The 15,327-nt window shown below is 63.5% G+C and carries 8 protein-coding genes; 6 read left to right on the top strand and 2 right to left on the bottom strand.

Annotated elements, in window-relative coordinates; genetic code table 11:
• Window positions 1–12: 12 nt before the first annotated feature.
• On the top strand, window positions 13–1,539 hold the full coding sequence (gene glpD / locus Q8K09_RS13740) for a glycerol-3-phosphate dehydrogenase (RefSeq protein WP_305255534.1): 1,527 nt from the start codon (window positions 13–15) through the stop codon (window positions 1,537–1,539).
• A gap of 50 nt (window positions 1,540–1,589) precedes the next feature.
• Here the strand turns inward: glpD and Q8K09_RS13735 are convergent, their stop codons facing one another.
• Window positions 1,590–2,579, bottom strand: coding sequence for an alpha/beta fold hydrolase (locus tag Q8K09_RS13735; RefSeq protein WP_305255533.1), 990 nt, complete (start codon window positions 2,577–2,579; stop codon window positions 1,590–1,592).
• A 210-nt stretch (window positions 2,580–2,789) separates the two neighbouring features.
• Complete coding sequence (gene metE, locus Q8K09_RS13730; protein ID WP_305255532.1) at window positions 2,790–5,108, bottom strand: 5-methyltetrahydropteroyltriglutamate--homocysteine S-methyltransferase; 2,319 nt, start codon at window positions 5,106–5,108, stop codon at window positions 2,790–2,792.
• Between the two features lie 296 nt (window positions 5,109–5,404).
• On the opposite strand from metE, the gene metR reads away from it, so the two are divergent.
• From metR to Q8K09_RS13705, 5 genes are all read left to right on the top strand, one after another.
• Window positions 5,405–6,322 carry a transcriptional regulator MetR gene (metR, locus tag Q8K09_RS13725; protein ID WP_305255531.1) on the top strand — a complete coding sequence of 306 codons (918 nt, stop codon included), beginning with the start codon at window positions 5,405–5,407 and terminating at the stop codon, window positions 6,320–6,322.
• Window positions 6,323–6,772: 450 nt separating this feature from the next.
• Window positions 6,773–7,429, top strand: coding sequence for a TetR/AcrR family transcriptional regulator (locus tag Q8K09_RS13720; RefSeq protein ID WP_305255530.1), 657 nt, complete (start codon window positions 6,773–6,775; stop codon window positions 7,427–7,429).
• 5 nt (window positions 7,430–7,434) lie between these two features.
• Window positions 7,435–8,517, top strand: coding sequence for an efflux RND transporter periplasmic adaptor subunit (locus Q8K09_RS13715; protein WP_305255529.1), 1,083 nt, complete (start codon window positions 7,435–7,437; stop codon window positions 8,515–8,517).
• 1 nt (window position 8,518) lies between these two features.
• A complete protein-coding gene (locus Q8K09_RS13710; RefSeq protein ID WP_305255528.1) occupies window positions 8,519–11,659 on the top strand; it encodes an efflux RND transporter permease subunit in 3,141 nt (1,046 codons plus the stop codon).
• A gap of 489 nt (window positions 11,660–12,148) precedes the next feature.
• Entirely contained in the window at window positions 12,149–15,256 is a 3,108-nt protein-coding gene (locus tag Q8K09_RS13705) for a transglycosylase domain-containing protein (protein ID WP_305255526.1), read from the top strand.
• Window positions 15,257–15,327 lie beyond the last annotated feature (71 nt).

Genomic DNA, 15,327 nt, shown 5'->3' with positions numbered 1-15,327 from the left:
TCCGGTGCTGCCATGCTTATTCGTCCCAATCACACGACCCCTCTTGCCGAAGTCTATGACCTGGCGGTCGTCGGCGGTGGCATCAATGGCGTCGGCATCGCCGCCGATGCGGCCGGTCGCGGCCTGTCGGTATTCCTTTGTGAAAAGGATGACCTGGCCGAACACACCTCATCGGCCAGCAGCAAGCTGATCCACGGCGGCCTGCGCTACCTGGAGCACTATGAATTTCGCCTGGTGCACGAAGCCCTGGCAGAGCGCGAAGTGCTGCTGGCCAAGGCGCCACATATCGTCAAGCCCATGCGTTTCATCCTGCCGCACCGGCCGCACCTACGCCCGGCCTGGATGATTCGTGCCGGCCTGTTTCTTTATGATCACTTGGGCAAGCGTGAGAAACTCCCTGGTTCGCGCAGCCTGCGTTTCGGCGCTGGCAGCCCATTGAAAGCGGAGATCAGTCGTGGCTTCGAGTATTCCGATTGCTGGGTCGACGATGCCCGCCTGGTAGTGCTGAATGCCATGGCCGCCCGCGAACAAGGCGCTCATGTACACACCCGCACCCGCTGCGTCAGCGCACGGCGTGCCAAGGGCTTGTGGCACCTGCATCTGGAACGCGCCGATGGCAGCCTGCTGTCGATCCGCGCCCGTGCCCTGGTCAATGCCGCCGGCCCCTGGGTGGCGCGCTTTATCCGCGAGGACCTGAAACAGGACTCGCCCTACGGCATCCGCCTGATTCAGGGCAGCCATATCATCGTGCCGAAGCTGTTCGACGGTGAGCAGGCCTACATCCTGCAAAACGAAGACCGCCGCATCGTCTTCGCCATCCCCTACCTCGACCGCTTCACCATGATCGGCACCACCGACCGCGAATACACCGGCGACCCGGCCAAGGTGGCAATCAGCGATGAGGAAACTGCTTACCTGTTGCAGGTGGTCAACGCCCACTTCAAGAAACAGCTCGAACGTGGCGACATCCTGCACAGCTTCGCCGGGGTGCGGCCGCTGTGCGACGACGAATCCGACGAGCCTTCTGCGATCACCCGTGACTACACCCTGGCGCTATCGGGACAACCGGGGGAGGCGCCCTTGCTCTCGGTGTTCGGCGGCAAGCTGACCACCTACCGCAAATTGGCGGAGTCGGCACTGGCACACTTGGCGCCGCACTTCCCGCAGATGAAGCCAAGCTGGACCGCCAGCGCCCTGCTCCCTGGCGCGGAAAACCTGCAAAGCCAAAGCGCCATGGTCGAAGCCCTGAGCGCACGGTTCGGCTGGCTGCCAAGCGCCCTCGCCCGGCGCTGGGCCAGCTGCTACGGCAGCCGCAGCTGGGTTCTGCTGGATGGAGTGAAGGAACTGAGCGACCTCGGCGAACACCTGGGCGGCGGTTTATATACGCGGGAAGTGGATTACCTGTGCCAGCAGGAATGGGCCATGGACGCCGCTGATATTCTCTGGCGGCGCACTAAGTTGGGCTTGTTCATGACCCCGTCACAGCAGGCGCGGCTGACCCGCTACCTGAGCCTGCCGTCGCTCGCTCACGCAACCTGAGAGCCTCGATCCCGATCACCCAAGACGTGGAACTTGTTTCCCGCAGAGTGCTAAAGCCTAGCCCAGTGCCCGTCCTGACGATGCGCCTTGAGATGCGGCAGCACCGCCGCCAGCAGCGGCTCCTTGAATGCCTCTTGGAAACGATGCGCCAGGCCGGGAATCAGCTTCAACGCGCTGCCTTGGATGTGCGCAGCAACATGCACGCCGTGCATGGCTGGCAGCAGCGGATCGGCGGTGCCGTGCACCACCAGCGTTGGCACCCGCAGACGGTTGAGCAGTTCGACCCGGCTCGGTTCGGCGAGAATCGCCAGCAACTGGCGCTGCACGCCCTCAGGATTGAACGCGCGGTCGTAGGCTGTCTCGGCCAGTTGCAGCAGCAATTGGCGATCATCACTGACCAACGGGCTGCCCAATGCAGCGAGCAGATTGGCCTGCTGTTCGAGCGCCACTTCGCGACTGGGTGCCGCGCGCTCGGCCAACAGGGTCAACAATGCCGGACTGGGCGCCGGCAACCCTTGAGCGCTGGAGCTGGTCATGACCAGGGTCAGGCTCTGCACCCGGGTCGGCACCAGGTCGGCCATATGCTGGGCAATCATCCCGCCCATGCTCGCGCCGAGCACATGAAACTGGCGCACGCCGAGGGCATCCATCAGGTTCAGGGCATCGCCGGCCATGTCGCGCAGCCGGTAAGGCGCGGATACCGATAAGCCGATTCGGTAACGCAGCGCCTCGTAGACAAGATTGGCTGGCGGCGCCACGCCGACCCAACTGCTCAGACCCGTATCGCGGTTGTCGAAACGGATCACCCGGAAGCCCTGCTCGCACAGGCGCGCGAGCACCTCATCCGGCCAGTGAATCAGTTGGCCACCGAGGCCCATGATCATCAGCAACACCGGATCACTGGCGCGGCCGATGCTTTGGTAAGCCAGTTGTACATCGCCCAACTCGACCTTGAAGGTCGGTGCCTGCACATCGCAGCGCTCGCTGGCCAAAACAGGCCCGCCGCAAAGGAGCGCGGCAAGAAGAATTAACACCCGCATAGAAACACCAAAATGCACAACCTCATTGAGAAGCGAGTTTGCTGACATTCAGGCGAGCGCGCCGCCACACAACCATGACAATTTGATGAATATTGCCGAATGACCGGACGTCGGGTGCGGCGACAAGGACGCGGAGCGGCCGAACCGGCGCGCCCACGCAAATCTAGAGGGCAGCTTGAGAAACCTGCTGCCAGCCCAACGGTGCGGCTGTCAGGCCAACTCGCTGCGCAACTGCCGCGCCGCCGCCACCATGTTGACCAACGCCGCTTCGGTTTCCGGCCAGGCGCGGGTTTTCAGGCCGCAGTCCGGGTTGACCCACAAGCGTTCGGCGGGAATGCGCTGCGCCGCCTTGCGCAGCAGCTTGACCATCTCACTGGTGTCCGGCACCCGCGGCGAGTGGATGTCGTAGACCCCTGGGCCGATATCGTTGGGGTAGTCGAAGCGCTCAAAGGCCTCCAGTAACTGCATATCCGAACGCGAGGTTTCGATGGTGATCACGTCGGCATCCATGGCGGCGATCGACTCGATCACATCGTTGAACTCGCTGTAGCACATGTGAGTGTGGATCTGCGTTTCGTCACGCACGCCCGAGGCACACAGGCGGAACGATTCAGTAGCCCAGTTCAGGTAACCCTGCCAGTGTGCCTGACGCAACGGCAAGCCTTCACGGAAGGCGGCTTCGTCGATCTGGATGATCTTGATTCCGGCCGCCTCCAGGTCCACCACCTCATCACGAATCGCCAGGGCCAGTTGCCGCGCCTGCTGCTCGCGAGAAATATCGTCACGCGGGAAGGACCACATCAGCATGGTCACCGGGCCGGTCAGCATGCCCTTCATGACCTTCTGGGTCAGGGTCTGGGCGTAGCTGATCCACTCCACGGTCATGGCCTTGGGCCGGCTCAGATCACCAAAGATCACCGCCGGTTTGACGCAGCGCGAGCCGTAGCTCTGCACCCAGCCGAAACGGGTAAAGGCATAACCATCGAGCTGTTCAGCGAAATACTCGACCATGTCGTTACGCTCGGCCTCGCCATGCACCAACACATCCAGACCAAGGTTTTCCTGCACCTCGACAGCATGGCGAATCTCACTGTACATGGCCTCGGTGTAGTCGCCAGGCGACAGCTTGCCGGCCTTGAACGCCTGGCGTGCCAAGCGGATGGCCGCAGTCTGCGGGAACGAGCCGATGGTGGTGGTCGGCAATGCCGGTAGCTGCAGACGTGCGCGCTGCTGCTCGATGCGCTGCACAAACGGCGACTGACGCTGGCTGTCGGCGGCGCTAATGGCGGCCAGACGGGCCTGCACCGCCGGTTTGTGGATACGTGGCGACTGCGCACGGCGGACCTGCACCGCCTGGCTCTGCGCCAACGCGGCTTGTACCTTGGCGTTCTGCGGGTCATTCAGGGCGGTGGTCAGCAGTGCGACTTCCTCGCACTTCTGCACGGCAAAAGCCAACCAGCTTTTCAGCTCGCCATCCAGCTTGTCCTCACGGTTCAGGTCGACCGGGCTGTGCAGCAGCGAGCAGCTCGGCGCCACCCACAGGCGCTCACCCAAACGTTGCTGGGCCTGCTGCAAAATATTCAGAGCCTGCTGCAGATCGGTGCGCCAGACATTACGGCCGTTGACCACACCCAGCGACAGCACCTTGTAGGCCGGCAAGCGGTCGAGAATGCTCGGGAATTGTTCGGGGGCGCGCACCAAATCAATATGCAGGCCATCCACCGGCAGACTAGCGGCCAGGCCGAGGTTATCTTCCAGACCAGCGAAATAGGTGGCGATCAGCTTCTTACCCGGCTCGCGCTGAAGAATGTTGTACGCACGCTCGAAGGCGTTCTTCCAGTCTTGCGGCAGGTCGAGCGCGAGGATCGGCTCATCAATCTGCACCCACTCCACGCCTTGGGCAGCCAGACGCTGGAGAATCTCACCGTAGACCGGCAGCAGCCGTTCGAGCAGGTCGAGCTTGTCAAAGCCTGCTGTCCCAGTGGCAGCGCCCTTGGCCTTGCCCAGCCATAGATAGCTCAGCGGGCCGATCAGCACCGGCTTGACGGTGTGCCCCAACGCATGGGCTTCGTCGACTTCCTCGAACAGCTGTTCCCAGCTGAGCTGGAACTGCTGATCGGCACTGAACTCGGGGACCAGGTAGTGGTAGTTGGTGTCGAACCACTTGGTTAGCTCTTGGGCATGGGCCCCGCCACAGCAACCGTCGCCGCTCTTGCTTGCAACGGCACCCCGCGCCATGCCGAACAGGGTTTCCAGGCTCGGCTTGTCGTTGTGCCGACGGAAACGTTCGGGGATCACGCCGAAGGTCAATGAGTGGGTGAGTACCTGGTCGTACCAGGCGAAATCGCCGACCGGCAGCAGGTCAATACCGGCGTCTTTCTGCAACTGCCAATGGGCAGCGCGCAACTGGCGGCCAACCGCCTGCAAACCAGCTTCATCCAGCTCACCTTTCCAGTGAGCCTCCAGGGCCTTCTTCAGTTCGCGGTCGGCGCCGATACGCGGGAAACCCAGGGAATGGGACAGGGCCATGTCAAAACGCTCCATAAATAAACAAAAACAAGATGGAACGTATTCTCGGCAAACGGCCATCGTGAGACAAACTCAATCTATTCGTCTTGATCTATAGTTTTACTCATGTTCTGCTAAGCAACATATTTGCAGGAGCCAGCTTGCTGGCGATGCCTTTGATCTGCCGGGATCGCCAGCAAGCTGGCTCCTACAAGGATTTATTCTGATTAAGTTCCTATACAAATCAACGATTTATCTTTTTTTGGTAAGAGCTCGCTTCTCCACACAGTAACGTTGTGAACCCCCCTGGAACTCCCATGCTTGAATTGCGCCACCTGAAAACCCTCCACGCACTGCGCGAAAGCGAAAGCCTGGTCGACGCCGCCGAACGCCTGCACCTGACCCAATCGGCGCTGTCACACCAGTTCAAGGAGCTGGAAGAACGTCTCGGCATGCAGCTGTTCGTGCGCAAGACCAAGCCGGTGCGCTTCACCAGCGCCGGCCTGCGCTTGCTGCAACTGACCGATGCAGTGTTGCCGCTGCTGCGCAGTGCCGAGCGCGACCTGGCCCGGCTGGCCGGCGGCACCGCCGGGCGCCTGCATATGGCGATCGAGTGCCACAGCTGCTTCCAGTGGCTAATGCCGACCATCGACCAGTTCCGCGACGCCTGGCCGGAGGTGGAGCTGGATCTGGCCTCAGGCTTCTCCTTCGCCCCGCTGCCGGCGCTGGCCCGTGGCGATCTGGATCTGGTGGTGACCAGCGACCCGCTAGAGCTGGCCGGGATCACCTATGTACCGCTGTTCACCTACGAGGCCATGCTCGCGGTGGCCAACCAGCATCCGCTGGCCAGCAAACCGTTTATCCAGCCCGAAGACCTGGCCACGGAAACCCTGATCACCTACCCGGTAGAACGCGACCGGCTGGACATCTTCACCCGCTTCCTCGAACCGGCGGATGTCGAGCCCGCCCAGGTACGCACCTCCGAGCTGACGGTAATGATGATGCAACTGGTCGCCAGCGGCCGCGGCGTCTGCGGCCTCCCCAACTGGGCGCTGCACGAGTACAGCTCGCGCGGCTACGTCACGGCCAAACGCCTGGGCGACAAGGGCCTGTTCGCCACCCTGTACGCGGGCATTCGCACCGACATGCTCGACTCGCCGTTTATGCGTGATTTTTTGCTCACCGCCAAAGACACCTCCTTTGCCAACCTGGAAGGGGTCAGCGTGGCGCGCTGAACGGCCAATGCTCTGCGCCAGTCAGGCGCGCACCCCAGTAACCGCGACTGGTACAACGCGTTCCAGCGGCCCATGGCCGCGAATTCTTCGCGGTACAGCAAACGGCGTAACGCCGCCCAGCCGCTCATAAAGCAGCAGGCCTCGCGCGCATCCAGTTTGCTGCGGACAGCGCGGCGCGCTGGACGATGGAGATTTCCTACATAATTTTTGCGCTACAGCGCGATGACGCAGTCCGTAGATCCTATGTTCATACGCAAGGTCTGCGGCATCGGGGTAGGTGACGCCTTTTTCATCCGCCACCGCGATTGGTGGATGGATGGCGCGTCATCCACCTCGCACGTCGTCACAGATGATCCAACCCGCGCCAAGCGCCGTTACAACTACTCGCTTGCTCAGCGTGACCACTAGTCATAGCATGACCATCAGTCACAGCCAGATAGCCAACAGCCCATGCGCCTTCAAGACCAGCTCTTCCTGCAGCGCGAAAGCGCCCTTCTCGACGCCGCGCGCCTGCTGTTTCGCCAGCAGCCCTGGGATCGGGTGACCATTGCCGAAGTGGCGACCCAGGCAGGCATCGGCAAGGGCACGGTGTACAAGCACTTTCCCAGCAAGGAAGCGCTGTTTGCCCGCCTGGCCTTGGACATGAGCCGGGCAAACCTCGATGAGCTACTCGCCCTGCATGCTGCCCAGGCGCCGCAACAGGTGATGCGCCAGGTGATCCGTCACCACTTCACGTTGATGCTCGCCGACCCGATCCTCGCGCAGCTGTGCCAACACTGCGACCGCCCGGCCTTTCAGGAGCGCCTGGAGGCGCCCTACCGCGAGCAGTTCCAGCAGCTGGAGCGCGACTACGTCAACTTCTTCGGCCAGTTGCTGCGGGACACCTTCGATGACCGCGCACTGTCCCCCAACGACTGCCAATACCTGCTGTGGGGCGTGGAGGCCTGCATCAACGGGGTGATGGCGCGCATCGCTTCCGGTGGCTTCGAGCACTGGGCCGACCCCATTGCCCTGAACGACTACTTCGACCGCGTCAGCGATTTCATCATTGCCGGCCTGCATGGCCAGGCCGGCAGCCTTGGCTCACCATCCGCCAACCACGAGTAACCGTCATGTTCAGTCAAGTGTCCAAACGTCCGTGGTTGATTGCCGTCGCCATCAGCGTCTTGCTGGTGCTGTGGTTGCTCAGCGGTTCGCTGTTCAAGGCGCAGAAAGTCGCCAGCGCCGATCAACCGGCCACCGAGCAAGGTCTGGCGAAAGTCGAGATTCAGTGGCTAGAGGCGCAACCGATGCAGCGCCAGCATGTGGTCCAGGGCCAGGTCGAAGCCTGGCGCCGGGTCGAGTTGCGCGCGCAGATCAGCGCCAGCGTGCAGCGTCTGGACCGGGACAAGGGCCAACCGGTCGAACAGGGCGAGTTGCTCCTCAGCCTGTCGCCGGACGACCGCACCGCCCAGGTGGCGCGCAGCGAAGCCGAGGTGCGCCAGCGCGAGACCGACGTCAGTTCGGCCAAACGCCTGCGCGAACGCAATCTGTTTTCCGCCAACGAACTGCTGCGCCTGGACAGCGAGCTGGCCAAGGCCCGTGCCGAACTGGCAACCGCCCGCTTGCAACTGCGCAACACCCGCATCGAGGCGCCCTTTGCCGGGGTCTACGATGCGCGCCAGGTCGAGCTGGGCGACTTCGTCCAGCCCGGGCAAAGCCTGCTGACCCTGGTCGACATCCGCCAGCTCAAGGTCAGCGCGCAGATCGCCCAGCAAGACGTGATCAACCTGACCCTTGGCCAGCCGGTTCGCGTGCAGTTGCTCGACGGCCGTGAGCTGAATGGCGAACTGCACTTTATCGCCGCTGCCGCCGACCCCGACTCGCGCAGCTTCCGTATCGAGGTACGGATCGACAACCCCGAGCGGCTGCGCCTGGCCGGTGCCAGCGCCACCCTGCACATCCAGACCGGTGAAGCCATGGCCCATCGCCTCTCGCCAGCGCTGCTCAGCCTCGATGCAGCCGGGCGCCACGGGGTGAAATGGGTCAATCAGCAGCAAAAGGTCGAGTTCACCGCGGTGACGCTGATCAGCGTCGACAATCAGGGCGCCTGGGTCAGTGGCCTGCCGCAGCGGGTCGCGCTGATCACCCTCGGCCAGGGTTTTGTCGAACCTGGCCAGCAGGTACTCAGCCAACTCGCCAACGAGGGCAGCTGAAATGCACGCCCTGATCGCCGCGGCGCTGGACCGCAGCCGCACCAGTTTGCTGCTGCTGGCTTTTCTCATCATCGGTGGCCTGGCTGCCTACCTGGTCATCCCCAAGGAAGCCAACCCGGATGTCAGCATCCCGATCATCTATGTCTCGGTAAGCCTGGAAGGGATCAGCCCGGAGGACGCCGAACGCCTGCTTGTGCGCCCGCTTGAACAGGAGCTGCGCAGTCTGGAGGCGGTCAAGGAAATGCGCTCCATGGCCAACGAAGGCAACGCCTCGGTGACCCTGGAGTTCGATGCCGGCTTCGACGCCAAGGCAGCCCTGATCGACGTGCGCGAGAAGGTCGATACCGCACGCAGCAAACTACCGGAAGAAGCCGACGAACCGACGGTCACCGAAGTCAACGTGGCGCTGTTCCCAGTGCTCTCGATCGGCCTGTCCGGGCCGATCGCCGAAGCGCAGCTGGTGTATATCGCCCGCCAACTAAAAGAAAACATCGAAGGCATCGCCGAGGTGCTCTCGGTAGAGATCGGCGGCGACCGCGAAGACCTGCTGGAAATTGTCGTCGACCCTCAGGTGCTCGACAGCTACGGCATCGATTACAACGAACTGTTCACCCTGGTCAGCCGCAATAACCGCCTGGTTGCCGCCGGCAGCCTGGACACCGGCGCCGGGCGCATGAGCATGAAGGTGCCCGGGGTCATCGAGAACCTGGACGATGTCATGTCCATGCCGATCAAGGTGGTCGGCGGCAGCGTGGTGACCTTCGGCGATGTCGCCAGCATTCAACGCACCTTCAAGGACCCCACCGGCTTCGCCCGCATCAACGGGCAGCCGGCCATCGTTCTCGAAGTGGCCAAGCGCAGCGGCGCCAACATCATCGCCACCATCGAACAGGTCAAAGTGCTGATGGCCCAGGCCCAGCCGCTGCTCCCCGACGGCCTGCAGGTCAGCTACATCATGGATCAGTCGCAGGAAGTCGAGAGCCTGCTCGGCGACCTGCTCAACAACGTGATGACCGCCATCGTCCTGGTGCTGATCCTGGTGGTGGCGAGCATGGGCATGCGCTCGGCGCTGCTGGTCGGCCTGACTATTCCCGGGGCTTTTCTGACTGGCATCCTGCTGATCTGGATGCTTGGCTTCACCCTCAACATCGTGGTGCTGTTCAGCCTGATTCTGGTCACCGGCATGCTGGTGGACGGCGCCATCGTGGTCTCCGAACTGGCCGACCGCAACCTGCACCAGGGCCAGAACCCGCGCCAGGCCTGGGCCAACGCGGCGACGCGGATGGCCTGGCCGGTGATCGCCTCAACCGCCACCACCCTGGTGGTATTCCTGCCGCTGCTGTTCTGGCCGGGGGTGGTCGGCCAGTTCATGAAATACCTGCCGGCCACGGTGATTCTCTGTCTGCTCGCCTCCCTGGCCATGGCCCTGGTGTTCCTGCCGGTGCTCGGCGCGGTCACTGGCGGCCGCCCGCAACCGCTGCCGAGCACCCCCAGCCGCAGTGCCAAGGCCTACCGCAAACTGCTCGGAAAACTGTTGCGCCGACCCGGCCTGACCCTGCTCGGCATGCTCGCGCTGATCACTCTGATCTATGCCGGCTACGGCCGCTTCAACCATGGCGTGGAGTTCTTCCCCAACGCCGAACCCGATACTGCGCAGATCTGGCTGCGCGCCCGTGGCGACCTGTCGGTACAGGAAAAAGATGCCCTGCTACAGCAGGTCGAGCGCCGCTTGCTCGGCATGTCCGAGGTCAAGGCGCTGTATGCCCGTTCCCTGGCTCAACCGGGCGGCCAGCTCGGCGTCGACGTGATCGGCACCCTGCAATTCCAGTTCGTCGAATGGCATGAACGGCGTCCTGCGCAGCAGATCCTGGCCGACATGCGCGAGCGTAGCGCCGATATTCCCGGGGTGATTCTGGAGTTCCGCGAGCAAGAGCAAGGCCCCAGCGGTGGTAAACCAGTCAAGCTGCAGGTCAGTGCCCTCGACCCGGCCCGGGCCGATCAATACGTTGAGCAGTTGCGTACCAGCATGCTCGCCATCGGCGGCTTCTTGGACGTCGAAGATGACCGCGCCCTGCCCGGCATCGAGTGGCGCATCAAGGTCGACCGTGAAGCCGCCGCACGCTTCGGCGCCGACGTACTGAGCGTCGGCAACGCCGTACAGATGATCACCAATGGCCTGAAGCTGGCGACCTACCGACCGGAAGACGCCACCGACGAAGTCGACATCCGCGTGCGCTTGCCCAGCAACTGGCGTTCGCTCGACCAACTGGGGCGCCTGACCCTCAATACCCCCAGCGGCCAGGTGCCACTGAGCAACTTTGTCAGCCTGGAACCAGCGCCCAAGGTCGGCACCCTAAGGCGGATCGATGGCACCCGCACCATTACCCTGCAGGCAGATCTGGCCGATGGCGCGCGCCTGGACGAACGCCTGCCAGCGCTGCGTGAAGCCATGGGCGAGCTGCCAGCGGATATCCAGCTGACATTCGCCGGCGAGGATGCCGACCAGCGCGAAGCCGCGGTCTTTTTGGCCACCGCCTTCGGCGTGGCGATCTTCCTCATGGCGCTGATCCTGGTGACCCAGTTCAACAGCATCTACCAGGCCCTGCTGGTGCTCTCGGCCATCGTGCTGTCCACCGCCGGGGTATTGATGGGCCTGATGGTCAACGGCCAGTCGTTCGGCATCGTCATGGTCGGCATGGGCCTGATCGCCCTGGCCGGCATCGTGGTGAACAACAACATCATCCTCATCGACACCTACAACCAGCTGCGCCGCCAAGGCCTGGAGCCGCACGAGGCGGCGCTGGAAACCGGCAGCCTGCGCCTGCGCCCGGTGCTGCTAACCGCAGTGACCACCATCCTCGGGCTGATGCCCATGGTCCTTGGCGTCAACATCGACCTGCTGACCCCGAGCCTGGGCGTGGGCGCGCCCTCGACCCAGTGGTGGACCCAACTGTCCAGCGCGATCGCCGGTGGCCTGAGCTTCGCCACCGCGCTGACCCTGCTATTGACACCCTGCCTGCTGGTGCTGGGCGCACGCTTCGAACGGCGCCCGCCACCGCTGGAAACCTTCGACGATGACCTGCTCGATCTACCGGAGCACCTACTCGCCCCGCGACCAACCAAGGCCAGCCTGAGCAGCTAGAGCGTGCCAATAAGCTCAAGGAGCGAATCAAACATCCCCTTCGGTACGACCGACTGGAGCCTGATCGAACCCATCGCTCCTCGACGGCAACCGGCGCGCGGTTGTTCATCGTCGACTGAGTAGCCATCAACCCGTAGGGTGCGCCGCGCGCACCAACTGCCCGATCACTACGCTGCACATCAAACCACCCGCCAGCGCTGCGCACAGCGCACCCTACCCAGGCGCAAACGGCGCTCCAATGGCCGCTCAGCCATCAACCCGTAGGGTGCGCCGCGCGCACCAACTGTCCACGATCACTACGCTGCACATCAAACCACCCGCCAGCGCTGCGCAAGCGCACCCTACCCAGACGCAGGCGCGAACGGCGTTCATCGAAAAAATTAAGCAGCCCCGCACTCTTTGCGACGTGGTCAACAACACCAGCGTCTACTTCATAAAGTAGCGACTAAGCTGTGGTTAAGGGTGGCGTGGGGGTCAGACCGAACAATCATGGGCATATTATGGAAATCCGCTGTACCTGAGAAAACACTACCGTTGAGCAAGCAGCCGGCGTACGAACTGACGCCGATCAAGCATGTCAGCAAGTTGCGCATCGCCGCCTGGTCAATCCTGACACTGCTGATTGTGGCCGCTGTACTGCTGATGGTTTTCGAGTTGCGTACCGCACATTTCCAGGCCCGCTACCTCAGCCACTACAGCACTAGCCTGAGCTACCGTGTACAACCTGGCCCCAGCCCGGCGATTGTCTACCCGCAGGACGGCCCCTTCGACAAACGCCTGGGTTACGCCTACCTGCCGCTGATGCTCGAACGCCTGCAGCAGCGCGACTTCCAGATTAGCCAACAGGCACAGTTCTCCCCGGCGTTGCTCGACTACACGCAACGCGGATTTTTTACCCCCTATCCGGAAAAAATTCAGACCGGGCTGAGCATCAGTGACTGCCGCGGCACACCCTTCTATGAGTTCCGCTACCCACAACAGCGCTACCCCAGCTTCAGCGCCATCCCGCCGCTGGTAGCGGGCAGCCTGCTGTTCATCGAGAACCGTCACCTGCTCGACCCCGAACAGCCCCTGGCCAACCCGGCGGTGGACTGGCCGCGCTTCGCCACGGCAGCGATCTCGCAGGTCGGCAAGATGCTGGACATGCAGGATCAATCCGCTGGCGGCAGCACCCTGGCCACCCAATTGGAGAAGTACCGCCACTCGCCGGACGGCCTGACCTCTTCGGCCAAGGAGAAACTGCGGCAGATGGTCTCGGCCAGTGTGCGCGCCTACCAAAGCGGCGCACACACCCAGGCGGCGCGGGAAAACATTGTGCGCGACTACCTCAACAGCGTGCCGCTCTCCGCTGCGCCCGGGCATGGCGAGGTGCATGGCCTGGCCGATGGCTTACGCATCTGGTTCGGCGCTGACTTCGCCCAGGTCAATCGCCTGCTCGACCCCGAACGCTCGCCCGAGGCAAGCAATGCCGAGCGCGGCCTGGCCCTGCGCCGGGTGCTGGCCATGCTGATCGCCCAGCGCCGCCCCTCTTATTACCTGGCCCAGGGCCGGCATGCACTGGCCGAACTGATCGACAGCCATCTGCGCCTGCTGGCGAGCGGCGGCCTGATCGATGCAGGCTTGCGCGATGCAGCGTTGGCTCAGCCGCTGCGCTACCGCGACTGGGTGCTGGAGCCGAACCTGCAAACGGTGAACGGCAACAAGGGCATCAGCGTCGCCCGCACCCGCCTCTCCGGTTTGCTCAATATGCCGCTGTATGACCTCGACCGCCTGGACCTGTCCGCCAGCACCACCCTCAACAACGAATTGCAGCAAACGGTCAGCACCTACCTGGAGCAACTCGCCGACCCCGCCTTTGCCGAGCAGATCGGCCTGTTCGGTGAGCGCTTGTTGTCTGCCGAAAAAACCGGCGATGTACGCTACAGCTTCACCCTGTTTGAACGCACGGCCAACGGCAGTCGGGTACGGGTGCAGACGGACAACACCGACCAGCCCTTCGACATCAACGAAGGCAGCAAACTGGAACTCGGCTCCACCGCCAAACTGCGCGTGCTGGCCACCTACCTGGAGGTCATCGCCGAGCTGCACCAGCGCCATGCCGGACAGAGCGCCGCCGAGTTGCGCAGCGTGGAGCTTGCCGAGCAGGACTACCTGAGCCGCTGGGCCATCGACTACCTGAGCCGCAGCCCCGCTGCCACCTTGCCGGCCATGCTCGAAGCCGCGCTGGAGCGCAAGTACTCCGCCAGCCCGCACGAACGCTTCTTCACCGGTAGCGGCCTGCATACCTTCGGCAACTTCCGCCGCGAAGACAACGGCCGCAACCCGACCCTGCGCGAAGCGCTACGCGAGTCGATCAACCTGCCGTTCATCCGCCTGATGCGCGACCTGGTGCGCTACAGCACCTACCAGGCCCCCGGCAACAGCGCCGAATTGATGAAGGACGACAAGGACCCGCGGCGCCAGGCCTACCTTAGCCGCTTCGCCGACCGCGAAGGCACGACCTTCCTCCTGCGTTTCTGGCGCAAATACCAGGGCCAGCCGGCGCAACAGCGCCTCGACAGCTTCCTCGGTGGCCTGCGCCATACCTCAGTGCGCCTCGCCGCCGTGCACCGCTACCTGATGCCGGAAGTCGACGAAGCGACCTTCGCCGCCTTCCTGCGCGCCCATGTGCCTGGCGAAAAACTCAGCGACAAACGGATCCGCGAGCTGTACCTGAACTACGGCCCTGGCGCCTACAGCCTGCCCGACCAGGGCTATATCGCCCGCGTCCACCCGCTGGAACTGTGGCTGCTCGGTTACCTGCTGGAAAACCCCGAGGCGCGCTTTAGCGATGCCGTAACCGCCAGCCGCGACCAGCGCCAGGAAGTTTACGGCTGGCTGTTCCGCAGCCGGCACAAGAGTGCCCGCGACAGCCGGATCCGCATCATGCTCGAGGTCGAGGCCTTCCTCGATATTCACCGCCGCTGGCAGAAACATGGCTACCCCTTCGAGTACCTGGTGCCGTCGCTGGCCACCGCCATCGGCAGCTCCGGCGACCGTCCGGCAGCGCTGGCCGAACTGATGGGCATCATCCAGAACGATGGCATCCGCCAACCCACGGTGCGCATCGACAGCCTGCATTTCGCCGCCGACACGCCCTACGACACCCAGGTCGAGCGCAACGCCCTGAACGGCAAACGAGTCATGCCCAGCGAAGTGGCCGCGGCGCTGCGTGGTGCGCTCTCGCAAGTGGTTGAAGGCGGCACTGCACGGCGCCTGCAAGGCAGCTTCAGCCTACCCGACGGCCGCCTGCTGACCCTCGGCGGCAAGACCGGCACCGGCGACAACCGGATCGAAACCGTTGGCCGCGGTGGTCAGGTGCTCAGTTCACGGGCGATGAACCGTACCGCTACCTTCGTGTTTTTCATCGGCCCGCGCCATTACGGCACCCTCACCGCCTTCGTTCCCGGCCGCGCCGCGGAGAAATTCACCTTCACCTCAGCCTTGCCGGTGCAGGTGCTCAAAGGCATGGCACCGATCCTCGCACCCTACCTGGAGCCGGGCAGCCACAGCCAATGCGCGCCACCGTTGACCCCGGTGCAGGCACGTTGGCAGTAGGCATCAGGCGTAAGGCCTGCAAGAGCCTGGATGAAACTTTACTCACTACAGGCCCAGCAGCCCTTAGCGGC

The organism is Pseudomonas sp. (assembly GCF_030683065.1).
Taxonomy (GTDB): Bacteria; Pseudomonadota; Gammaproteobacteria; order Pseudomonadales; family Pseudomonadaceae; genus Aquipseudomonas.
Note: the sequence above shows the minus strand (reverse complement) of the source record. Positions and strands in the feature narration are given on the sequence as shown.

What these genes read in the sequence shown, in the direction of transcription:
- glpD (WP_305255534.1), top strand. Translation starts at nt 13, where the DNA reads ATGCTTATTCGTCCCAATCACACGACCCCTCTTGCCGAAGTCTATGAC.
- Q8K09_RS13735 (WP_305255533.1), bottom strand. Translation starts at nt 2,579, where the DNA reads ATGCGGGTGTTAATTCTTCTTGCCGCGCTCCTTTGCGGCGGGCCTGTT.
- metE (WP_305255532.1), bottom strand. Translation starts at nt 5,108, where the DNA reads ATGGCCCTGTCCCATTCCCTGGGTTTCCCGCGTATCGGCGCCGACCGC.
- metR (WP_305255531.1), top strand. Translation starts at nt 5,405, where the DNA reads ATGCTTGAATTGCGCCACCTGAAAACCCTCCACGCACTGCGCGAAAGC.
- Q8K09_RS13720 (WP_305255530.1), top strand. Translation starts at nt 6,773, where the DNA reads ATGCGCCTTCAAGACCAGCTCTTCCTGCAGCGCGAAAGCGCCCTTCTC.
- Q8K09_RS13715 (WP_305255529.1), top strand. Translation starts at nt 7,435, where the DNA reads ATGTTCAGTCAAGTGTCCAAACGTCCGTGGTTGATTGCCGTCGCCATC.
- Q8K09_RS13710 (WP_305255528.1), top strand. Translation starts at nt 8,519, where the DNA reads ATGCACGCCCTGATCGCCGCGGCGCTGGACCGCAGCCGCACCAGTTTG.
- Q8K09_RS13705 (WP_305255526.1), top strand. Translation starts at nt 12,149, where the DNA reads ATGGGCATATTATGGAAATCCGCTGTACCTGAGAAAACACTACCGTTG.